Genomic DNA, 19,931 nt, shown 5'->3' with positions numbered 1-19,931 from the left:
CGGCTGTAATAAAAGTGTGTAAACACACTAGGGACTGGGGGGTCGCTATGAGTGGTTTTATAGACACTCGATACAGCAGTACAACTAAAAACAGGCTGACGCCGCTGATGCAATGGTTCGAAGTCAACATCGGACCATCCTGGCGGAGCGAGGCGCTCTGTGCACAGACAGACCCGGAAGCATTCTTCCCAGGCAAGGGAGGCTCCACTCAGGAAGCCAAGCGGGTCTGCGCCGACTGCACCGTCCGAAAGCAGTGCTTGGACTGGGCGGTCGAACACGACGAACGCTTTGGCATCTGGGGCGGCATGAGTGAACGGGAGCGCCGCCGTTACAAGAAGAGGATGCGCGCGCAGCATCAGGTCTGAATCGCCGCAGGTGCCCGAGCGAGGCATCCGGTGACCTGGATTGCGTAGACTGGAACGCATGAGTTTCGTCGCGCCTCAAGCCCAGGATGTCCGGCAGGTTCTCTCTGCAGTTATGAACGCATGTTCGCCTGCTGCCAGTCCTCATGTGGAGGATGCTGTGGCGGCGGTAATCACGGTCGAGCATGACCTGACCTACCTGTCTGATACCCTGCGTGCCCTCTTGCGACAGAGCCTCTTGCCTAGGGTCATAGTTATTGCGGACTGTTCGGGGATCACTGTGGAGCCTCTCTATGCGCAGTTCCCGGTGGACGGGCCAGCGCGGGTGGAAGTGCAGGTGGTTCGCGCCAAAGGCGCCTCTTCCTTCGGCGATGCCGTGGACAAGGCACTTGGCTATGCCCGTCTGCCTGGTCGAATCCGTGCCCTTTGGCTTCTGCACGACGACTGCCGTCCAATGGATGAGCATTGCCTAGACAGGCTGGTGGACACCTGGCACAGCAATCCCACTGCTTCCCTGTTGGGCGCCAAGCAGTATGACTGGCAGGGCGAGGGACTGCGGGATGTGGGTCGGTATGCCTACCATCACCGAACGGTGAGCCTGGTAGTGGACAGCGAGCCCGACCAGGAGCAGTATGACGCACGTCAGGATGTTTTTGCGGTGAGTCTGGCTGGTGCTCTGGTGCCCATGCAGACTATGAAGGATCTGGGTGGACCAGGTGCCTGGGCTGGAACTTTCGGCCAAGCCGACGACCTTTGCCGCCGCATCTGCCTGTCAGGGGGGCGTGTGGTAGTGGTGCCCAGTGTCCGGATGGCCCATGCCAGCGCACGGATGAGCGGATTGCGCGACCGGAATGGGCGGCCGGCGCAGCCTGACCGTCCCTTGGATGCCTCCATGGGGCCCATACTGGCTCGGGAGCGTTACCTGCTGACTGACTTTGCCCTTCCCTGGTGGCCGCTGGTCTGGCTCTGGCGAGTTCTGGCGGCACTGTGGTTCATGGCCCTTGATCTCATCGGCAAACGGCCTTACAGGGCCCTGTGCCGTCTGTGTGCGCCCTGGCGGATTCTGACCCGTCCTGCGGCCTTGCTGACCATGCGTCGCCGTCTGACTTCCGCCTGCCATGGTAGTCCACGCCGATTGAACATTCTTCAGGCCAACAGTCAGCAGATCCGGCAGTGGCGGCAGCGTAGGCAAGCCTTCCGCGATCAGCAGGAACATCCCATGCTCAGCCACCTGGCCCTGGCTCATCTGCGCCAGCAGTTCCTGCGTCGCCTGGCCTGGGCATCGGGGATGACCATAGCAGTCTTGGTGGCTCTGGTTGCCACTCACTGGCCCCTCTGCCGAGCCATTTTCTCAGGAGGTGCCATCCACGCGCCCTTCCTGCCCTCGTCAGGAGCCGACTGGTCCCGCCTGCTGGCGGCGGCCACCACCTCCTGGTCCTGGGCCGGGGGCGTGGGACAGCCTGCAGTTCCTGCCCCCTTCCTCTTGGTGCTCCTACCCTTCGCCCTGTTGACTGGCGGTCATGTGGCCCAGGCCATGGCCTTGATGCTCCTGGCTGAAACGGGGCTGGCCGCTCTGTCTTTCTGGGCCCTGGCCGGCGTGGTCACCAGGTCCAATCCCATCCGCTTCCTGCTGGGGCTGCTCTGGACTTGTCTGGCATTCGCCCTAGGCATCGTGGATGGTCTGCAGTTGCCCATGCTGACGGTCATGGCCTTCATGCCTGCCGCCTTTGCCTTCGTTTTCAAGGCCGTGGGGCTGTATCAGACCGAGGCTCCCGTGCACCCCAAGGCTTCGGTGCAGCAGGCGGCTCTGGCCTCCATCTGCTTCCTGCCGGTCCTGGTAGCCGAACCTCAGCTCATATTGGCCATGATTCCGCTCTTCATCATGGCAATCTGCCTGGTGTCATCCCATCGGATAATGCTGTTGCTGATGCCCCTGCCTTCGGTGCTGGCCCTGGCGCCAACCCTGGTCAACTCCCTGCATCATGCCAAGGACGGGCTTTGGAGGCAGCTTTTCGCAGATCTGATGGTGCCCTCGGTGGATCTGACCGGTCAGCCTCGAACCGGGAGCCTGGGGGAACTGCTGGCCCGCCTGTTGGGCCTGGATGCTTCGGCCCTATGGCCCACCAGGTGGCGACCTGAACTCTGGCGTCCTGCCACGCTGGCCTGCTGTCTGCTGGCGGTGGTCCTCCTGGCCTTTGTTACCTTGATTGTGCCTCGGGTGCTCAAGGCGGCCAGGATTCTTTGGATCACGGTCCTGTTGGGCCTGGTCCTGGCGCTGGTCTCACAGGCGGTCTGCACTGGCCTGGACGAGACCGGTCCAGTGGCCGGTTCAGTCCTGCCTGGCATGATGATGGCATTTATGGGTCTTCTGGCCTGCCTGGGTCTGCTGGCTGGCAGGGCCGTCCGTCCCTTCTCGCCCCTTGCTTCTGGGCATGATCAGGCCCTTGACAACGATGCCGATCGTCCGCCCCTGCCTCCTGCGCAATCCTCTTCAACCTCTGCAATTGCAGTTAATGGTGGCGGACGTGTTTTCAGGCTCTTGCTGGTCCTGGTCCTGGCCCTAGTCACTGTGGGTGTAGCAGTGATCGGTCTGGTGGCGCCTGTCGGTGGGCCCCTGTCTGCGGACGGCCGACAGCTTCCGGCTGTGGCGGTGGACTACCTGGAGAAGGATCCATCCCATCGGGTGCTGGTGCTGACATCGCCCTCCCATGGTCGCGTGGCCTACACCGGTTTGCACACCTCACGAGGAGAGCTGGTAGATGCCTCGCCTGCCCTGCGCGTCCAGAGAGTGAATGGCAATCAGCTGGCTGGCGAGGGTGTCCTCTCGCATTCAGCAGCTGCTCTGATGGCCAAAGCCGACTCACAAGCCGTAGCTGCGGTGGCCGACCTAGGCTTCGGCGGTATCTACGTGCCAGTTGATCGTTCCGGAGCAGCGGGATTGGGGTCCACGCCCAACGATGACCTGGTGTCCAATATCACCGCCAGCGAAGGTGCCCAGCAGGTGGTGGCCAATGCACAGGGAACCTATTTCCGTTTGAACTCACAGTCCGGCAAGGACGTGGGCGTTGACATGACTGGTGTCACACGAGCAGAGGCCAGCACTTGGAGGCGGGTCTGGCTGTGGACCCTGTGCCTGGTCCTGCTGGGATACTGCCTGGTGGCTCTGCCGCGTCCGGGCTACTTTGGAGGGGAGCAGCTATGAGTGCACGAAGCAAGGGATCCCTGGTGGCCGCTCTGGTCACGGCGCCTCTGGTGGCGGTCCTGATTGCCGCTCTGCTGATCTGGGCACCTCCGGCCTCATTGGCTGATGGTGCCCGAGGATCTACAGCCGTTTCCAGCCGGGTCAGTCAGCGAGAGGTAGCGGCCTACTGCCCGGCTCGAATGACGGTAGCGGACGAGGATAAGGTCGGCGATGACCAGTTCAAGGCATCGGAGGGCGATCTGAGCTCCCGCGTCACGGCCGCCGCCTTCGGATCCATTGGCAGTTCCAGCCTGACCCCAATGGGAAGTGGGCGACACACCACGTTGACTGATCCCGATCTCTTGGACGGGCAGAAAGTCATGGCCGCTTCGCTCGACCCCGGCGCTTCGGCCACTGCCTTCGATTCCCGGATGCTCAAGTCCCAGCCGGGTACGGGGGCTGCTGCCGGTATGGTCTCCTGGGCCACGAAGGGTGATCTTAGAGGAATCCAGGCGCTGGCCTGCCCCCGGGCCGTCATGGATGCCGACTTCCTGTTGCCCGCCACCAGCAGAGGGAATACCCAGCGGTTGGTGGTCTACAACCCGTCATCCAAGGCCACGGTGATCAGTCTCGAGGTCCAGGGTTCGCACTCCTCAGGTAGGCTGCCCCTGGAGACAGGCAAGACCATGACCGTGGCTCCTGGCGGCCATGCCTCATATGATCTGTCTGCGGCGGCTCCTGGTCAGCAGGCCATCTACGTCCGGGCTCGCAGCTCACAGGCTCCGGTAGCCATGTCGGTCTCCGTCAATGTCATGGCCGGGCTCGATCCACGCGGGTCTGATCAGGTGACTACATTGGCGGCTCCCGGCCGTGATCTGGTCATTCCCGGCCTGCGCGGGGCTGACCAGGCCACTCTGCTTCTACAGGGATCCCATGCCACGGCGGTGGACCTGTTCTGGGTGGATGAAGGCGGTCAGCAATCCTTGCGGCGGGTGGATCTGCGGGGCTCTCAGGCCACGGCGGTGAATCTGGGTGGTGTGCCCGATGGCAAGCTGGCTCTGCAGGTGCATGCCGACCGGCCCGTCCGTGCAGTCCTGCAGGTGACAGGCCAGGGCAGCCAGGACCAGTCACAGTCCGACCTGGCTCTGATTCCCGCGGGGACTGCTGCTGCCTCCTCGGCCCTGACTATATCCCAGCCTGCCCAGGCCGCGCTGACGCTGGTCAACCCATCAACGAATCAGATCAAGGCCGAACTGGTTGGATTCGACGAGAAGGGCAACAAGCTGGGGGAGCGCTCGCTGACCATAGAAGCAGGTCGTGCCCATGAGCTTTCAACCCACGATTTGGGCGACCATGTGGCCGCCGTGCGGCTGAATGAGGCTTCCGAGCATGGCTCCTCCCGGTTGATCTGGAACGCACGCCTGAGTGTGGACGCGGTCAAACAGGCTGGCTTGGCTGGTCTGGCGATCATGACTCCTGACGGGCTCATGCCCACGACTACCGTGATCCGCTCCGGCCCAGACTCCACTGTCCTGCCCTAAGATTCGGCCCTCAGCGTCCCCACATGGGGTCGATCTCTTCGGGGTCACGCCCGTACAGGTCAGCCAGCTGCAGGACAAGCTCGTCGCGGATGATCAGCTCCAGCTCCGTGCGGTCTCGGGTCTTGCTCTGGATGGGCATTCGGTAGAGAACGATCCTGGCGGGGATGCCGCGGCCTGCCGGAAAACTGCGTGAGAAGAGGTCTGACTGGTCCTCCCATGGGGTGGGGTCGGAGGGCGGTACATCCTCGACCGCGAATTGGACGGGCTTGACCAGTTGTGGCCAGCCGGAGCCCAACCGCCGAATCTGGGCTGCGGTCAGATCGTCGAAGATCCCGCATCTGGTGCGATAGCGGGGCAGGCGGGTGCCGAAGGTGGGCCGACGAATCCCCCGGCCATGACTGTTCCGGTAGACGCTACGGGACCAAGGCGGCTGATCGTTGATCATGACACTCACCATAGCCCCCAACCCGGAGGCATTTTTCGATTCAGGGTGTCTTGTAGCATGGAGCGATGATCGACAAGCGGATGGGAGCAATCATGGCGGAGGATGGTGCGGTGAACGTGGCCTGGTGGGGCAGCCAAGACATAAGGTCCATCTGCGCACGGGCACGGGTGCTGGCCTTCGATCTGGACAACACCCTGGCGCTGTCCAAGACCCGCATGGACCAGACCATGGCTGTCCATTTCGCTGCCCTCACCCGGTTCCGGCCCGTGGCCATCGTCTCTGGCGGGCGGTTCAGCCAGTTCCGCGACCAGGTGTTGGATGCCCTGCCTGAGGATACCTGTTTCAATCAGCTGCATCTGATGCCCACCAGCGGCACCCGCTACTACCGCTGGCAGGATGGGAACTGGGATTGCGTTTATGCCCACGATCTGAGCACCCAGGACCGGCAGGCAGCCGAGGCCAGCCTGGAGCGCAGGGCCAAGCAGCTGGGAGACTGGGAGGAGCAGGTCTGGGGGCCGCGCATCGAGGATCGCGGCAGCCAGATAACCTTCTCCGCCCTGGGTCAGCAGGCCCCCGTCCAAGCCAAGGAGGCCTGGGATCCGGACAACAGCCGCAAGGATGCCCTAGCCCGGGCCGTGGCCGCAGACCTGCCCCACCTGCAGGTGCGATCCGGCGGCTCCACCAGCGTGGACATCTCAGCCAAGGGCATCGACAAGGCCTATGCCATGACCTCCTTGGCCAAGATACTGGGCGTAGATGTCGGTCAGATCGCTTTCGTGGGCGACCGGATGGATCCCGACGGCAACGATTATCCAGCTGCTATGGCTGGGGCCATGGCTCTGCGTGTGCATAATCCGGCCGATGCCCTGGACCTGATCCGGGCTCTTGAGGCAGATCTGGTCTGAACCTGCTGAACCTGTCTGCAGACAATCCTGTGAACGGATGGTCTGTGAGCGGATGGTCTGTGAACGGATGGTCTGTTCATGCACATGGCTCTGTCCTGCTTTCCTATCCTCAATGTTTGAGGGTTGACTAGGCGTTATGTGCAACCTTTCATTGGCATCCGGCCGGTTCCGACAGGCCGCTTGTACTGTCGCCTCAGCCTTGGCTAGCTCGGCGCTGGACTTGCTGGCTCCTCGATCCTGCGCCGGCTGTGATCGCCCCGATCTTCTGCTATGCCCCACTTGCAGATCCCTGCTCTTCCGGCCCCTGTCGGTGCCTGCGCCCGCCTATGCCATGGGCCTGGCTCTGGCCTGTGCTCCATATCGAGGACCTGTCAGGCGGATCATTCTAGCTTGGAAGGACCACGACAACCGGCCCTTGGACGCACCCTTGGGCCAGGTCATGGCCGATCTTGCTCCAGTCCTGGCCAGACTGATCGATCCTCTGCTCCGGTCCAAGCCTGCGAAGGCGATCCTGGTGGTTCCCGCTCCATCCTCGTCCGCATCCCTGCGCAGGCGGGGGAGGGTTCATCTTCAACCGATCCTTCTGTCTCTGGTCCAGGCCCTGCAGCAGCAGGGCCTGACTGCCCGTGTGGAACCGGCGCTGATCATGAACTCCGTCAGAACCAAGTCCGTCCAGGCGGGCGGCCGTCGGAACCGTTCACGTCGGCTGGCGGACCGGATCGCAATTGCGGATCCTCCACGCCTGGCTGGCCATCCCGTCCTGGTGGTGGACGACATCATCACCACAGGATCCACCATCCGCCAGTGCGCTTGTGCCCTGGAAACCGCAGGTGCCCTGCCGTTGGCTGCCTTAGCTCTAGCGGCCGTTTCTCCAGGCCATGAGGATCTCTAGCGGGCCTGGACCACGGCCATCTCATCCCAGCGGGTGGTGGACCGGGGGGAGAGCATGCCCCGGTTCATGGCCCAGTCGGCCCCTGTATCTTCGTCGCCTCGGCCCTTGCCGCGGATGCCTCCGTAGCCTACGCCTACCCGGAAGGGGCCGAAACGACGGGTGGCATCCTCTAGGACATCCCCCAGACCATGGGTGTCCCGGGCTGCGTCCAGGCCTTCCAGGGTGTGGAAGTGGTCGGCATCAGTCAGGTCCAACAGAACCACCCCGGCTCGGATCCAGCGGGCGTGCGGATCCACTCGACCCTTGAGCGCCCGGCTGGCTGCGCCGGCGATGACCAGGGGGTCGTCGCTGGGATCCTCCAGGACGACAGTCCGGCCGACTGCGCAGAACTGCTGGGGCGCATAGGGACTGGTGGAGCAGAAGACCCGCACCTTGCCGCACAGGCCGTGCTGTCGACGCAGACGGCGGCAGGCCTTCTGGGCATAGATGCTCAGCGCCTGGGCCAGAGTGGTGTAGCCCTCGATAGGGTGGGAGAACATGCGCGAGCACAGAATCTGATCGGTGCGCACACCCCTGGCGGCATCCGCCTCGGGTTCGATGCAGGGCCGTCCCCTCAATTCCAGGACAGTGCGTTGCAGCATGACGGAGAACCGGTGACGGATCAGCGAGGGATCGGCATTGCGCAGATCCAGAGCGGTGGTGATGCCCATGCCCATGAGCCTGCCTGTCAGCCGTCGGCCCACCCCCCAAACCTGGTCGACGGGCACTGATGCCAGAGCCTGGTCGCCATGCTGGGCTTCCACCTGGCTCCAGAGGGTGATTCCCTCGGTCGAGGGATGGTCCTTGGCCCAGTGGTTGGCCACCTTGGCCAGGGTCTTGGTAGGCGCCACCCCCACGCTGACGGGAATGCCGGTGGACCGCAGGACTGCAGCACGCAGCTCCCGGCAGATCTCGACAGTGCGCTTGTCGTTCCAGATGCTGTCCATGAAGCACTCGTCGATGGAATAGACCTCCTGGTTGGGCAGGAAATGGGCCATGATGGCCATCATGCGCCGGGAGAGGCTGGCGTAGAGCTCATAGTTGGAACTGCGGGCTACCACCCCGTCCTGCAGGGCCCGTTCACGAATGGTGAACCAGGGTGTGCCGTTGGTGATGCCCAGGGCCTTGGCCGGGCGGTTGCGGGCCACTACGCAGCCGTCATTGTTGGACAGCACGACCACCGGGCGGTCAGCCAGGGACGGGTCGAAGACGGCCTCGCAGGAGGCAAAGAAAGAATTGGCATCAGCCAGGACTACTCGGCCTGTCAGAGCGGTCCCGGGTGCAGGATCGGCCGGTTTTGGCGCGATCATGCCGACCCCCAGCCCGTGGAAGGATAGGTGGGTTTTCGGCCCTGGCTTCCCGTACGCCTGCGTTCATGCAGGGTGTGTCCGGGATAGGTGACCTGAGGCAGGGGAGAGCCGCTCCGGGATTCGCCCTTGGTATCTACCCGCTGCCAGTGGTAGTTGCCGATGACCACCCCCCAGATGACCAGTTCCTCGCCCTCCTGGGGCATGAAGTCGGGGTAGGCGGGGTTCTCGGCCCGCAACATGGTCCGTCCCTTGTACCTGGCCAGCCGCTTGACCAGCAGCTCGTCGTCCAGGATGGCGATGACGATGTCCCCCTCACGTGGCTCCAGGGAACGGTCGACCACCAGCAGATCCCCATCGAAGATGCCGGCGCCGGTCATGGAATCGCCTGCCACATGGATGATGAAGGTGGCGTCGGGGTGGACGATGACGTTCTGATCGAAGCTGAAGTCGCCGCTGAAGTAGTCCTGAGCGACTGAGGGAAAGCCGGCGTGGACGGCCTCCAAGGCCTGGGGAACGGGACTGGGGCGCCCTCGGAAGAGACTCAGGGCATCGACCCGGCACTCCGGCAGAGAAGCAGGGGCCGCCTCTGGCGACCCATGGATGGTAGCGACCATGGCACACCTCGAACTCGATGACATTCGAACAAATGTTCGATTTCATTATGAGTCGAAGTCCGCCTCCCAGTCAATGCGGCGCGTCGGATCAGTCGGAACGGCCCACGCCCTCCTCGTCCTCGTCGAGGTCGCGGTGATATCTGGGCAGGGTGATTTCGAAGTCCGCTCCGCGCGGATCGTCCACCACCTGCACCTGACCTCCATGCAGCTGGGCCGCCCAGCGCGCGATGGACAGTCCCAGCCCGGTGCCGCCCGACTCCGTGCCCGGCCCGGCCTTGCCTTTGACGAAACGCCGGAAGATATCGGTACGGGCCTCGGGAGGTATCTGCGAGCCGAAGTTGACCACGTTGGTGACTATGGTCTCCTGCTGCCGGTCCTCGTGGGCTTGGATCAGCACCGTGGTGCCGTCGGCCGAGTGCTTCAGGGCGTTGCTGATGACGTTGGTGAAGAGCTGGCGCAGCCGGTCCTGGTCGCCCTCCATTCTCAGGCCCTTCTCCAGGTCCACCTGGATGTCGTGGGCGTGCCCGGCATCGGCTATGGCTAGGGGCTGAAGGGTCTCGTCGATGAAGTCCCCGAAGTCGAAGTCCTCGATCTGCAGGCTGGCGGCCCCGGCCTCCATCCTCGACAGGTCCAACAGGAAGGCGATCAGGTCGGACAGACGATGGGTCTGCTCCAGAATTCCCTCCAGGTTGGCTGGTGTGGGCTCGGTCACCCCGTCCGCCATGTTCTCCACCATGGCCTGCAGGGCCGAGACCGGGGTACGCAGCTCGTGGCTGACATTGGCCACCATGTCCCGGCGCATCTGGTCGGCGTGCTGGAGCTCCTCGGCCATCTCGTTGAAGGACTGGGCCAGGAGCCCCACCTCGTCATGGCTGGTCGTGGTGGCGTGGACCCGGACCGTGTAGTCCCCGTCGGCCATGGCCTCGGCAGCATCCCGCATCTGCCGCAGGGGGGCGGTGAGTCCTCGGGAGAAGAAATAGGTGATTCCCAAGGCCACCACCAGGGTCAGCGGCATGGCAATCCAGCCGCTCCAGCCCATCTTCAGCAGGAACCAGGCCATGACGAAGGCGATGGCTGTGGAGATGATGATCAGAACGCTCAGCTCCACCTTCAATGAGGCGAAGGATCCGATGGGCCGTTCGCGGTCCACCCGTGCACTCAGACTGGGTCCCTTGCGCCGGCTCCTGCCGTCCTTGCTCATGGTATGCATCCGCGGCCGTTACCGCTGGTCCTGGTCCTGATCCTCGGGCGGCTCGAAGGCGTAGCCCACTCCATGCACGGTGCGGATCATCTGCGAGCCCAGCTTGTGACGCAGGGCCTTGACGTGGGAATCCACCGTCCTGGTGCCCGAGGCATCCACCCAGTCCCAGACCTCCTCCAGCAGCTTCTCGCGGGTGAGTACGGACTTGGGTCGGCGGGCCAGCGTGGCCAGCAGGTCGAATTCGGTGGGGGTCAGATGGATCTGCTCCCCGCGTAGGGTCACGATGCGCTGGGCCGGGTCGATGACCAGGGATCCAAAATCCAGCACCTTCTCGTTCTCGGAGTTCTTGGCGATGACCTTGGCCCGCTCCACCCGGCGCAGGAGGGCCTTGCAGCGGGCGATCAGCTCGCGCATGGAGAAGGGCTTGGTCATATAGTCGTCGGCACCGGCGCCCAGACCGGTCACCTTGTCGGCCTCATCGTCCCGGGCGGTCAGAATCAGCACCGGTACCGGCCGCTCGGCCACGATCCTCTTGGTGGCCTCCAGTCCGTCCATGACGGGCAGCATGATATCCATGATGACCAGGTCGGGTTTGATCTGGGATGCGGCCTGCACGGCGCTGGCACCGTCCGAGGCCACCCGTGCCGTCCACCCTTCGGCGGTGATGCGCTGGGCGATGGCGGTGGCCAGGGTGGGTTCGTCCTCAACCACCAGGATGGTGCTGGGTGTAGTGTAGCGGCTTGTGTTTTTGATCATGCCTACCTCTGTCTTCGATCACTGATCCGCAAAACGATGCTCGTCATGCGGGGTGGAGCCTTGTCGGCATTCGTTCCACCACCGTCGTTTCTTCCAGAATAGTCTTCAGAGCCTCCAGGGGAAGTGTGCTCGCAGAGAATCGCGTCGTCGTCGAGTCCCCGTCGGCAAGTCCATGCGCAATGGCATTATTATATGGTATTTTCTCGACTCGTTCTGGAGGGCATATGGGTTACAAGGTCGGTGACATGGTCGTCTATCCGCGTCATGGGGCCGCCAGAGTGGATGCCATCACCGAAAGGACTGTCAAGGGTGTCACCCGCAAGTACCTGCAGCTGTCCGTGCTCTCCTCGGATGGGCTGGTCATCAACGTCCCCGTCGAGAACGCGGCCAAGGTGGGCGTCAGGGACATCGTCGACGCCAAGGCGGTGGCCAAGGTCTTCGAGATTCTGCGCACTCCGGTGGTCGAGGAGAAGGAGATGAACTGGTCCCGCCGCTACAAGCTGAACGTAGAGAAGATCGCCACCGGCGAGGTCAACAAGATCGCCGAGGTAGTGCGAGACCTTTCCCAACGCGACGTGGACGAGCACGGGCTGTCGGCGGGCGAGAAGCGGATGCTGATCAAGGCCCGCAAGATCCTGACCTCCGAGATCGCCCTGTCCGAGAATCTGGACGAGGATGAGGCCCAGCGTCTGCTGGACGTCAATCTGGGCTATGCGGAGCCCATGCCCGGTGACGATAAGCACCATACCAAGTCCCCCAAGGAGCCAGCTTCCAAGACTCTGGCACGGGTGGCCCAGGAGGCTGCCAAGACCAAGGGCAAGGGTAAGACCAAGGGTAAGCGCTGAGGCCGGAGCCGGCCATGGATCATCCAAGCATCGGACTGGGTTTTGATGCCCATCGCTTCGATCCGACTGGTGAACGTCCCCTCTGGCTGGCCTGCCTGTCCTGGAATGATGGAACCCCTGGCCTGCTAGGCGATTCTGACGGTGATGCAGCTGCCCATGCCCTGATTGATGCCATCCTGTCAGCTGCTGACTTGGGCGATATAGGCACCTTGTTCGGCCTGGGTGCACAGGCTCCTGGAGCGGGCATGCATGGGGCAGCCATGTTGGAGAAAACCATGACCTGCCTGCATGAGCACGGTCGCAGGCTGCTCAATGCTTCCCTGGTTATCGTCGGCCAGCGCCCCAGACTTTCTTCTCGTCGCCACCTGGCGCAGCAGGCCATGAGCCAGGCAGTTGGCGCACCGGTTCGGCTGACCGCCACCACCACTGATGGCATGGGTTTTACTGGTCACGACGAGGGCATCGCCGTCATGGCCACCGCGCTGGTGGGCTGACTGGCATCAGGCACGCAGGGCTGCCCATCCCTTGGCCAGAGCCCAAAAGAGGGTGGATAGGGTCACGATGATGAAGCTTGGCGGGGCTGGCACCATGGCCGAAATCACCAGGCCTCCCCAGATGGAAGCCAGGCAGATCAGTCCCGACAGAAGCATGGCCCTCAGGGGAGAGGCCACCAGGATGTTGGCCGTGGCCGCTGGGGTGACGACCAGAGCGAAGATGAGCAGGGTCCCCACTGCTGGCACGGCGATGGTGATAACCCCGGCCATGATGGCCATGAAGGTCAGGTTCATCAGCCCGATGGGCACGCCGCGAGCCTGGGCCACCTGCTCATCCAAGGAGCTGAAAAGCAGGGGCCGGTAGATCAGAGCCAGCAGGATTAACAGGACTGCGTCGAAGATTATGAAGCCGATGACCTGCCCTCGGGTGATGGTCAGGATGGATCCGAAGAGGATGGCCTGCATCTGCTGGGAGGCCGAACTGGACATCCTGGCGAAGAAGAGCCCCAGGCCGGTGGCGAAGGCCAGGACCGTGCCCGTGGCGATTTCCCTCTGGGAGGCCCGCTTGCCCAGGGCGCCGATGACCAGCGCCCCGCCCAGGGCGAACAGGCCCATGCCAGCCGAGACCGGCAGCCCAAGCAGGACGGCCCCCGTGGCGCCTGGCAACCCGATATGGGCCAGGGCATGGGCGGCGAAGGTGGAGTGTCTGGCGATGGTGAAGTAGCCCATGGCTCCAGCGGCCACAGCGATGCACAGGCCAGCCACCATGGCGTTGCGCATGAAGGGAGCGGCGAGGATCTCCATCCAATGGGGATCGAAGACTTGTGTGGTCATGAGGTCCTTTCCCGGTCCGTTCCATGCAGGCGGGCCACCTGGCTGGGTTGATAGCGATTGTGGACGGGTCCGATCGGCTCGTCCATGTCGGGGGCTACGAACATATCCCCCTGGGGTGTGGTGACCACCTCCACCTTGGTGCCGTAGAGGTGGGTGAGCAGGTCCGAGTCCAGCACGTCGTCCATGCGGGCGTAGTGGGGGTGCCCGTCCAGCAGGTAGACCGCTCCGGTCAGTACCGGCAGCAGCATGTTCAGGTCATGGGCCACCACTTGGATGGTCATGCCCAGACGGCTGTTGAGCTGTGCCAGAAGGTGGACGGTGGCGCGCTGCCCGGCCAGATCCAGATTGGCCAGGGGCTCGTCCAGCATGAGCAGATCAGGATCGCAGACCAGGGCCTGGGCGATGGCCACCCGTTGGCGCAGGCCGCCGGAGAGCTGTGACAGGCGCAGGTGGGCCCTGTCCTCCACACCGACGAAGCGCATGGCCTTTCTGGCGCGCTCGCGGTCCTGCCGGGTGACGGGGTGGATGCCGAAGCGGGTGCCGGTCAGCCCGAGCAGAACGGACTGCTCAGCCGTCAGGTTGGAGTCGATATCCGAGGTATAGCTCTGGGGTACGTAGCCGATGTGGTCGTTGGCTTGGCCGGCCGGCTGTCCCAGGACCTGCAGGCTGCCGGCATCCAGGGGGAGCAAGCCCAGCTCGGCCTGCATCATGCTGGTTTTGCCGGTGCCGTTGGTGCCCACGATGGCGGTTACGGTCCCCGATGGAATGGCGAAGGTTCCTTCCGACCAGATCAGCCGCCCGGATCGGCGGATGGCGGCATGGTCGAAGACGATGCAGGCCTGCGTGGATGTTCTATCTGTGTCCGTATCCATGGCGTCCTTCTCACAGGCATCCAAATTGGTGATCCTGCTCTTATTGAGCATGATTCTCATTATGGTGGAGAAGGGGACAGCGCGCAACTTCGTCAGCCAAGTCCTCCCGGACCGGCCATTGGACAGTGGTTCCAGTCGGGGAGGAATCTGCGCTAGGCTGGCTCAGACAACTTTGACAAGGGTTTGCGCCCGCTTGAATGATGGAGACCTATTGACGGCAGTGAAACTAGATGGAAAGGCGGCGGCTGCAGAACTCAAGGAGGACCTGCGCGCTCGCGTGGCTAGGCTGACGGCCATGGGACGCACTCCTGGCCTGGGGACCATCCTGGTAGGGGAGGATCCCGGTTCGCTCAAGTATGTGGAGGGCAAGCACCGGGACTGCAACCAGGTGGGCATCAGGTCCATCCGAATGGATCTGCCCGCCGATGCCGGCAAGGATCGGATTCTAGCTGCAGTGGATCAGCTCAACCAGGATCCTGACTGCACCGGCTATATCGTCCAGCTGCCCCTACCCGATGGAGTGGACCCCACTGAGATCATCGAGCGCATCGATCCGGCCAAGGACGCCGACGGCATGCATCCCTACAATCTGGGCCAGCTGGTTCTGCATGCCGACGGCCGGGTGCGGACCCCCCTGCCCTGCACCCCGCGGGGGGTCCTGTACCTGCTGGACCATTACGGGATTGACCTGGCCGGCAAGGAGGTCTGCGTGCTGGGCCGAGGATTGACTGTGGGTCGCACCATCGGGCTGCTCCTGACCAACCGCGGGGTGGATGCCACCGTGACCCTCTGCCATACCCGCACCAAAGATATTGATGCCCATCTGCGCAGGGCTGATGTGATCATTGCAGCCGTGGGCCAAGCCGGGCTGGTTGGCCCAGACCAGGTTCGCCAGGGTACCGTCCTGGTGGATGTAGGCGTCTCCCGGATTTGGAATCAGCAGGAGAAGCGCTGGCGGGTCAAGGGCGACATCGATCCGGCCGCCAGGCTGTCTGCAGCTGCCTATACGCCAAATCCCGGCGGTGTGGGGCCCATGACCCGGGCTATGCTCTTGGCCAATGTGGTCGATTCCGCTGAGCGAGCCGCAGGAATCCCTGCGCGCGACACGCCCGAGGCTCCCCGGCGACAATGACCGTGGTGTCTCCTATCATGGGGAATGTTCACGCCTGCCGGCGGGAACGCATAACTCAATAACGGTAAAAATATCCACCAACTATACAAGAAACAATTTAATTAATGGCAGAGAACAACAAGGAAGTCCCTCAGGTCGCGGTCAATGACATCGGATCCGAGGAAGACTTCATCAAGGCAGTCGATTCCACCATCAAGAACTTCGACGATGGGGATCTGGTCGAGGGGACGGTCGTTAAGATCGACCATGACGAGGTTCTGCTGGACATCGGCTACAAGACCGAGGGCGTGATTCCCTCCCGCGAGCTTTCCATCAAGAAGGATGTCGATCCCGACGATGTGGTCCAGGTCGGTGACACCATTGAGGCTCTGGTCGTCACCAAGGAGGACAAGGAAGGCCGTCTGATCCTGTCCAAGAAGCGCGCCCAGTACGAGCGTGCCTGGGGCGACATCGAGAAGATCAAGGATGCTGACGGAGTCGTCGAGGGCACCGTCATCGAGGCCGTCAAGGGCGGACTCATCGTCGACATCGGTCTGCGGGGCTTCCTGCCCGCATCCCTGGTCGAGATGCGCCGTGTGCGCGACCTGTCTCCCTACATCGGCCAGAAGATCAAGGCCAAAATCCTGGAGCTGGACAAGAACCGCAACAATGTGGTCCTCTCCCGCCGCCAGTACCTGGAGGAGACCCAGTCCGAGGTGCGCGAGACCTTCATGGCCCAGCTCAAGAAGGGCCAGATCCGCGAGGGCACGGTCAGCTCCATCGTCAACTTCGGCGCCTTTGTCGACTTGGGCGGCGTGGACGGCCTGATTCACGTTTCCGAGCTCTCCTGGAAGCACATCGATCACCCCAGCGAGGTCGTCAAGGTGGGCGACAAGGTCACCGTCGAGGTGCTGGATGTCGATATGGACCGTGAGCGTATCTCGCTGTCCCTCAAGGCCACCCAGGAAGACCCCTGGCAGCGCTTCGCCCGGACCCATGTGCCCGGACAGATCGTCAAGGGCAAGGTCACCAAGATTGTGCAGTTCGGTGTCTTCGTTTCCGTCGAGGACGGCATCGAGGGCCTGGTTCACATCTCCGAGCTGGCCAACCGCCACGTGGAGAACCCAGAGACCGTGGTCAAGCAGGGCGAGGAGATCTTCGTCAAGGTTATTGACGTCGATCTGGATCGCCGCCGCATCTCGCTGTCCCTCAAGCAGGCAGACGACTCTGTCGACCCGACTTCCGAGGACTTCGACCCGGCCATCTACGGCATGCCTGCCGAATATGACGAGGACGGCAACTACAAGTACCCCGAGGGCTTCGATCCCGAGAGCAACGAGTGGATCGCCGGCTACGAGAAGCAGCGGGAGGAGTGGGAGTCCCAGTATGCGGCCGCCCACGACCTCTGGGAGCAGCACAAGGCTTTCGTGGCCAAGGAGTTGGAGAACGCCGAGGCTTCGGCCGCCGAGGACAGCCGGTCCTCCCAGGCGCCCGCCGCCGGTTCCCACTCCCACCGTCAGAGCTCCGAGGAGACCACAAACTACAGCTCGGAGTCCAGCTCCGAGGGCACTTTGGCCTCCGACGATCAGCTGGCCGCCCTGCGCGAGCAGCTGCTCAAGGAAAAGAAGTGAGCATTAAGTAGTGAATGGAGGGGTCCGGCCTCGGTCGGGTCCCTCCATTTGTATGTGCTGCCATGAGCATTGCCTGGGAGGTCTGGATGATACGTGTGGGATTGACCGGCGGGATTGCGGCCGGCAAGAGCACGGTGGCGGCTCGGCTGGCTCGGAACGGGGCCAGGGTCATCGACTACGACAGGCTCTCCCACGAGGTCATCGCTCCGGGCGGACCTGGGGTAGGGCCGGTCCTCGAGCGGTTCGGAGCAGACTGCGGGGACGGCCATGGGGGAGTGGACAGGTCAGCCTTGGCTGCGCGGGTCTTCGGAGGAGCGACGGCCGACCGGGACCGCAAGGATTTGGACGACCTCATCCATCCGCTGGTCTATGACCTGGCCGCCAAAGCCGAGCGGCCCTGGCTGGAGGGTTCCGATGTGGTGGTCCACGACGTGCCCCTGCTGGCCGAGGTGCGCTCAGCCATACCTTTTCACTTTGACAAGGTTCTGCTGGTAGAAGCCCCCAGTCAGGTGAGGATTGCGCGCATGGTGAATCAGCGGCATATGACGCTAAGCCAGGCTGTTGAGCGCATTGGCTCACAGACCAACAGCAGTGCGCGGCGCGCTCAGGCCGACCTGCTGGTGGACGGGTCACAGCCTATCGAACAAATGTTCGAGTCTGTTGATAGGATATATGGAGAGCTGAAATCCTTGGCCCAGGGTTCCTCGCACAGTAACTGACGGGCCTTGGCGAATGACGCATCCTGGAAGGGAGTTTCATGGGGTTCAACATAGAGCGGACCGATAAGCCCTTCGTGGTCAAGTCTCCCTACAAGCCCTCCGGCGACCAGCCAGAGGCTATCGAGGAGCTGGCTACACGGATTGAGAATGGCGAGAACGATGTGGTGCTCATGGGCGCCACCGGCACCGGCAAGACCGCGACCACGGCCTGGCTGATTGAGCGCCTGCAGCGGCCCACTCTGATTCTGGAGCCCAACAAGACCCTGGCCGCCCAGCTATGCGCCGAGTTCCGCGAGCTCATGCCCGACAATGCGGTCTCCTACTTCGTCTCCTACTACGACTACTACCAGCCCGAGGCCTACATTCCCCAGACGGACACCTACATCGAGAAGGACTCCAACATCAACGACGATGTGGAGCGGCTCCGGCACGCCGCCACTGCCAACTTGCTGACTAGGCGCGACTGCGTGGTGGTGGCCACCGTCTCCTGCATCTACGGCTTGGGCACGCCCGAGGAGTACGCCGGCCGCATGCTCTTTCTGCACGAGGGGGACCGGATCAACCGGGACGACCTGCTGCGCAAGTTCGTGGACATGCAGTACAAGCGCAACGACATCGCCTTCACCCGAGGCACCTTCCGAGTGCGCGGCGACACGGTTGAGATCATCCCCGTCTATGAGGAGCTGGCCGTCCGCATCGAATTCTTTGGCGATGAGATCGACCGCATCTCCACCCTGCACCCGCTGACCGGGGACGAAATCGCCCATGAGACCTCAGTGCACATCTTCCCCGCTTCCCACTATGTGGCCGGTCCCGAACGGATGGAGCGCGCCCTGAAGACCATCAAGGAGGAGCTGGACTGGCGTGTGGGCCAACTGCGCAAGCAGGGCAAGGAGCTGGAGGCCCAGAGGCTGACTATGCGCACCACCTATGACCTGGAGATGCTCACCCAGATTGGCACTTGCTCCGGAGTGGAGAACTACTCCCGTCACTTCGACGGGCGCGAACCTGGGACGCCGCCTCACACCTTGCTGGACTTCTTCCCTGACGACTTCCTGCTGGTCATCGACGAGTCGCATGTGACCGTCCCCCAGATCGGAGCCATGTACGAGGGGGATGCCAGCCGCAAGCGGACTCTGGTGGAGCACGGCTTCCGCCTGCCTTCGGCCATGGACAACCGTCCGCTGAAGTGGCCTGAGTTTCTGGACAAGGTGGGCCAGACCGTCTACCTGTCGGCAACGCCAGGCGACTATGAGATGGGCCTGTCCGACGGGGTGGTAGAGCAGGTCATACGGCCCACAGGCCTGCTGGATCCCGAGGTGGAGGTTAGGCCTGTCAAGGGCCAGGTGGATGATCTCCTGGACGAAATCAAGACGAGGGTGGATCGCCACGAGCGGGTTCTGGTAACCACGCTGACCAAGAAAATGGCCGAGGACCTGACCGATTACCTACTTGAGCGCGACATCAAAGTGGAATACTTGCACTCTGACGTGGACACCCTCAGGCGGGTGGAGCTCCTGCGGGAGCTGCGCGAGGGCAAGATCGACGTCATCGTGGGCATCAACCTCCTACGCGAGGGGCTGGACCTGCCTGAGGTCTCCTTGGTGGCCATTCTGGATGCGGACAAGGAGGGCTTCCTGCGCTCATACCGCTCACTGATCCAGACCATCGGCCGTGCGGCCAGGAACGTGTCCGGCAAGGTCATCATGTACGCCGACGAGGTCACCGACTCCATGGACAAGGCCATTAGCGAGACCAATCGTCGTCGGGCCAAGCAGATCGCCTACAACAAGGAACATGGCGTGGATCCCAAGCCATTGATCAAGAAGATCAGCGATGTCAACGACATGCTGGCCAAGGAGGACGTGGATACCCAGACCCTGCTGGCAGGAGGCTACCGCAACGCCAACAAGGCCGGCAACTCCCACCTGGGCGTTCCCCTCTACGACAAGGAGGAGGCCGACAAGCGGCACCAGGAGATTCTCCAGGCTGGTCTGCCGGCGCAGGATCTTGCCGACCTGATTCGTCAGCTGAGCGACCAGATGCACACGGCTGCGCAACAGCTGCAGTTCGAGCTTGCAGCCCGTCTGCGCGACGAAATCAAGGATCTGAAGAAGGAGCTGAGACAGATGACCGAGGCCAAAAAATAAGTTCAGCCTTAGCCTTGGCACATGGCTTT

18 protein-coding genes are annotated in these 19,931 nt (G+C 63.0%); 11 read left to right on the top strand and 7 right to left on the bottom strand.

Annotation, left to right across the window (positions count from 1 at the left end; all coding sequences use genetic code 11):
- The first annotated feature begins 107 nt into the window (after nt 1–107).
- The 3 genes from CI603_RS03860 to CI603_RS03850 are packed head-to-tail and all read left to right on the top strand — an operon-like array spanning nt 108 to nt 5,084.
- Nucleotides 108–365 (top strand): WhiB family transcriptional regulator, encoded by a 258-nt coding sequence (locus CI603_RS03860; RefSeq protein ID WP_046323023.1) that lies wholly within the window; start codon nt 108–110, stop codon nt 363–365.
- A 58-nt stretch (nt 366–423) separates the two neighbouring features.
- Nucleotides 424–3,564 carry a glycosyltransferase family 2 protein gene (locus CI603_RS03855; RefSeq protein ID WP_046323022.1) on the top strand — a complete coding sequence of 1,047 codons (3,141 nt, stop codon included), beginning with the start codon at nt 424–426 and terminating at the stop codon, nt 3,562–3,564.
- Nucleotides 3,561–5,084 (top strand): DUF5719 family protein, encoded by a 1,524-nt coding sequence (locus CI603_RS03850; protein WP_121913106.1) that lies wholly within the window; start codon nt 3,561–3,563, stop codon nt 5,082–5,084. The genes CI603_RS03855 and CI603_RS03850 overlap by 4 nt, the downstream gene beginning before the upstream one ends.
- A gap of 10 nt (nt 5,085–5,094) precedes the next feature.
- On the opposite strand, the gene CI603_RS03845 is transcribed toward CI603_RS03850, so the two are convergent.
- Nucleotides 5,095–5,529 carry a metallopeptidase family protein gene (locus CI603_RS03845; protein ID WP_183122234.1) on the bottom strand — a complete coding sequence of 145 codons (435 nt, stop codon included), beginning with the start codon at nt 5,527–5,529 and terminating at the stop codon, nt 5,095–5,097.
- Nucleotides 5,530–5,594: 65 nt separating this feature from the next.
- Between CI603_RS03845 and CI603_RS03840 the strand changes: the two genes are divergently transcribed.
- Both CI603_RS03840 and CI603_RS03835 read left to right on the top strand, forming a co-directional pair.
- Nucleotides 5,595–6,434: an HAD-IIB family hydrolase gene (locus CI603_RS03840; protein WP_395947965.1), complete on the top strand. Its 840-nt coding sequence runs from the start codon at nt 5,595–5,597 to the stop codon at nt 6,432–6,434.
- 136 nt (nt 6,435–6,570) lie between these two features.
- Nucleotides 6,571–7,326, top strand: coding sequence for a ComF family protein (locus CI603_RS03835; protein ID WP_052733326.1), 756 nt, complete (start codon nt 6,571–6,573; stop codon nt 7,324–7,326).
- Here CI603_RS03835 and CI603_RS03830 read toward each other — a convergent pair.
- The 4 genes from CI603_RS03830 to CI603_RS03815 all read right to left on the bottom strand — a co-directional run bounded on the left by CI603_RS03830 (nt 7,323) and on the right by CI603_RS03815 (nt 11,246).
- Nucleotides 7,323–8,675, bottom strand: a complete 1,353-nt coding sequence (locus CI603_RS03830; protein WP_121913104.1) for a Y-family DNA polymerase — start codon at nt 8,673–8,675, stop codon at nt 7,323–7,325. The two genes, CI603_RS03835 and CI603_RS03830, sit on opposite strands and share 4 nt — an antisense overlap.
- The gene (locus CI603_RS03825) at nt 8,672–9,289 is read right to left on the bottom strand and encodes a LexA family transcriptional regulator (RefSeq protein ID WP_121913133.1); all 618 of its coding nucleotides are present in this window, start codon (nt 9,287–9,289) and stop codon (nt 8,672–8,674) included. Before CI603_RS03825 ends, CI603_RS03830 begins: the two co-directional genes overlap by 4 nt.
- Nucleotides 9,290–9,377: 88 nt before the next feature.
- Nucleotides 9,378–10,490, bottom strand: coding sequence for a cell wall metabolism sensor histidine kinase WalK (locus CI603_RS03820; RefSeq protein WP_110425639.1), 1,113 nt, complete (start codon nt 10,488–10,490; stop codon nt 9,378–9,380).
- A gap of 18 nt (nt 10,491–10,508) precedes the next feature.
- Entirely contained in the window at nt 10,509–11,246 is a 738-nt protein-coding gene (locus CI603_RS03815; protein WP_046323019.1) for a response regulator transcription factor, read from the bottom strand.
- Between the two features lie 224 nt (nt 11,247–11,470).
- Here CI603_RS03815 and CI603_RS03810 point away from each other — a divergent pair, with 224 nt between their 5' ends.
- A complete protein-coding gene (locus CI603_RS03810) occupies nt 11,471–12,091 on the top strand; it encodes a CarD family transcriptional regulator (protein WP_046323018.1) in 621 nt (206 codons plus the stop codon).
- Nucleotides 12,092–12,105: 14 nt separating this feature from the next.
- On the top strand, nt 12,106–12,585 hold the full coding sequence (locus tag CI603_RS03805; protein ID WP_121913103.1) for a 2-C-methyl-D-erythritol 2,4-cyclodiphosphate synthase: 480 nt from the start codon (nt 12,106–12,108) through the stop codon (nt 12,583–12,585).
- A gap of 6 nt (nt 12,586–12,591) precedes the next feature.
- Here CI603_RS03805 and CI603_RS03800 read toward each other — a convergent pair whose 3' ends face one another.
- The gene (locus CI603_RS03800) at nt 12,592–13,419 is read right to left on the bottom strand and encodes a metal ABC transporter permease (protein ID WP_110425339.1); all 828 of its coding nucleotides are present in this window, start codon (nt 13,417–13,419) and stop codon (nt 12,592–12,594) included.
- Nucleotides 13,416–14,291, bottom strand: coding sequence for an ABC transporter ATP-binding protein (locus CI603_RS03795; protein WP_121913132.1), 876 nt, complete (start codon nt 14,289–14,291; stop codon nt 13,416–13,418). The genes CI603_RS03800 and CI603_RS03795 overlap by 4 nt, the downstream gene beginning before the upstream one ends.
- Before the next feature lie 211 nt (nt 14,292–14,502).
- On the opposite strand from CI603_RS03795, the gene CI603_RS03790 reads away from it, so the two are divergent.
- The 4 genes from CI603_RS03790 (at nt 14,503) to uvrB (ending at nt 19,902) form a co-directional block, all read left to right on the top strand.
- A complete protein-coding gene (locus tag CI603_RS03790; RefSeq protein WP_121913102.1) occupies nt 14,503–15,423 on the top strand; it encodes a bifunctional methylenetetrahydrofolate dehydrogenase/methenyltetrahydrofolate cyclohydrolase in 921 nt (306 codons plus the stop codon).
- A 104-nt stretch (nt 15,424–15,527) separates the two neighbouring features.
- On the top strand, nt 15,528–17,033 hold the full coding sequence (rpsA, locus tag CI603_RS03785) for a 30S ribosomal protein S1 (protein WP_046323014.1): 1,506 nt from the start codon (nt 15,528–15,530) through the stop codon (nt 17,031–17,033).
- Nucleotides 17,034–17,095: 62 nt separating this feature from the next.
- Nucleotides 17,096–17,752 carry a dephospho-CoA kinase gene (gene coaE, locus CI603_RS03780; protein ID WP_259465467.1) on the top strand — a complete coding sequence of 219 codons (657 nt, stop codon included), beginning with the start codon at nt 17,096–17,098 and terminating at the stop codon, nt 17,750–17,752.
- A gap of 38 nt (nt 17,753–17,790) precedes the next feature.
- Complete coding sequence (uvrB, locus tag CI603_RS03775) at nt 17,791–19,902, top strand: excinuclease ABC subunit UvrB (RefSeq protein ID WP_046323013.1); 2,112 nt, start codon at nt 17,791–17,793, stop codon at nt 19,900–19,902.
- Nucleotides 19,903–19,931: the final 29 nt, after the last annotated feature.

This window comes from Bifidobacterium sp. wkB338 (assembly GCF_003688325.1).
Lineage (GTDB): Bacteria > Actinomycetota > Actinomycetes > Actinomycetales > Bifidobacteriaceae > Bombiscardovia > Bombiscardovia polysaccharolytica.
This window is presented reverse-complemented; position numbering and strand designations above follow the sequence as displayed.

What these genes read in the sequence shown, in the direction of transcription:
- CI603_RS03815 (WP_046323019.1), bottom strand. Translation starts at nt 11,246, where the DNA reads ATGATCAAAAACACAAGCCGCTACACTACACCCAGCACCATCCTGGTG.
- rpsA (WP_046323014.1), top strand. Translation starts at nt 15,528, where the DNA reads ATGGCAGAGAACAACAAGGAAGTCCCTCAGGTCGCGGTCAATGACATC.
- CI603_RS03830 (WP_121913104.1), bottom strand. Translation starts at nt 8,675, where the DNA reads ATGATCGCGCCAAAACCGGCCGATCCTGCACCCGGGACCGCTCTGACA.
- coaE (WP_259465467.1), top strand. Translation starts at nt 17,096, where the DNA reads ATGAGCATTGCCTGGGAGGTCTGGATGATACGTGTGGGATTGACCGGC.
- CI603_RS03795 (WP_121913132.1), bottom strand. Translation starts at nt 14,291, where the DNA reads ATGGATACGGACACAGATAGAACATCCACGCAGGCCTGCATCGTCTTC.
- CI603_RS03855 (WP_046323022.1), top strand. Translation starts at nt 424, where the DNA reads ATGAGTTTCGTCGCGCCTCAAGCCCAGGATGTCCGGCAGGTTCTCTCT.
- CI603_RS03860 (WP_046323023.1), top strand. Translation starts at nt 108, where the DNA reads ATGCAATGGTTCGAAGTCAACATCGGACCATCCTGGCGGAGCGAGGCG.
- CI603_RS03850 (WP_121913106.1), top strand. Translation starts at nt 3,561, where the DNA reads ATGAGTGCACGAAGCAAGGGATCCCTGGTGGCCGCTCTGGTCACGGCG.
- CI603_RS03805 (WP_121913103.1), top strand. Translation starts at nt 12,106, where the DNA reads ATGGATCATCCAAGCATCGGACTGGGTTTTGATGCCCATCGCTTCGAT.
- CI603_RS03820 (WP_110425639.1), bottom strand. Translation starts at nt 10,490, where the DNA reads ATGAGCAAGGACGGCAGGAGCCGGCGCAAGGGACCCAGTCTGAGTGCA.
- CI603_RS03825 (WP_121913133.1), bottom strand. Translation starts at nt 9,289, where the DNA reads ATGGTCGCTACCATCCATGGGTCGCCAGAGGCGGCCCCTGCTTCTCTG.
- CI603_RS03845 (WP_183122234.1), bottom strand. Translation starts at nt 5,529, where the DNA reads ATGATCAACGATCAGCCGCCTTGGTCCCGTAGCGTCTACCGGAACAGT.
- CI603_RS03800 (WP_110425339.1), bottom strand. Translation starts at nt 13,419, where the DNA reads ATGACCACACAAGTCTTCGATCCCCATTGGATGGAGATCCTCGCCGCT.
- CI603_RS03810 (WP_046323018.1), top strand. Translation starts at nt 11,471, where the DNA reads ATGGGTTACAAGGTCGGTGACATGGTCGTCTATCCGCGTCATGGGGCC.
- CI603_RS03840 (WP_395947965.1), top strand. Translation starts at nt 5,595, where the DNA reads ATGATCGACAAGCGGATGGGAGCAATCATGGCGGAGGATGGTGCGGTG.
- uvrB (WP_046323013.1), top strand. Translation starts at nt 17,791, where the DNA reads ATGGGGTTCAACATAGAGCGGACCGATAAGCCCTTCGTGGTCAAGTCT.
- CI603_RS03835 (WP_052733326.1), top strand. Translation starts at nt 6,571, where the DNA reads ATGTGCAACCTTTCATTGGCATCCGGCCGGTTCCGACAGGCCGCTTGT.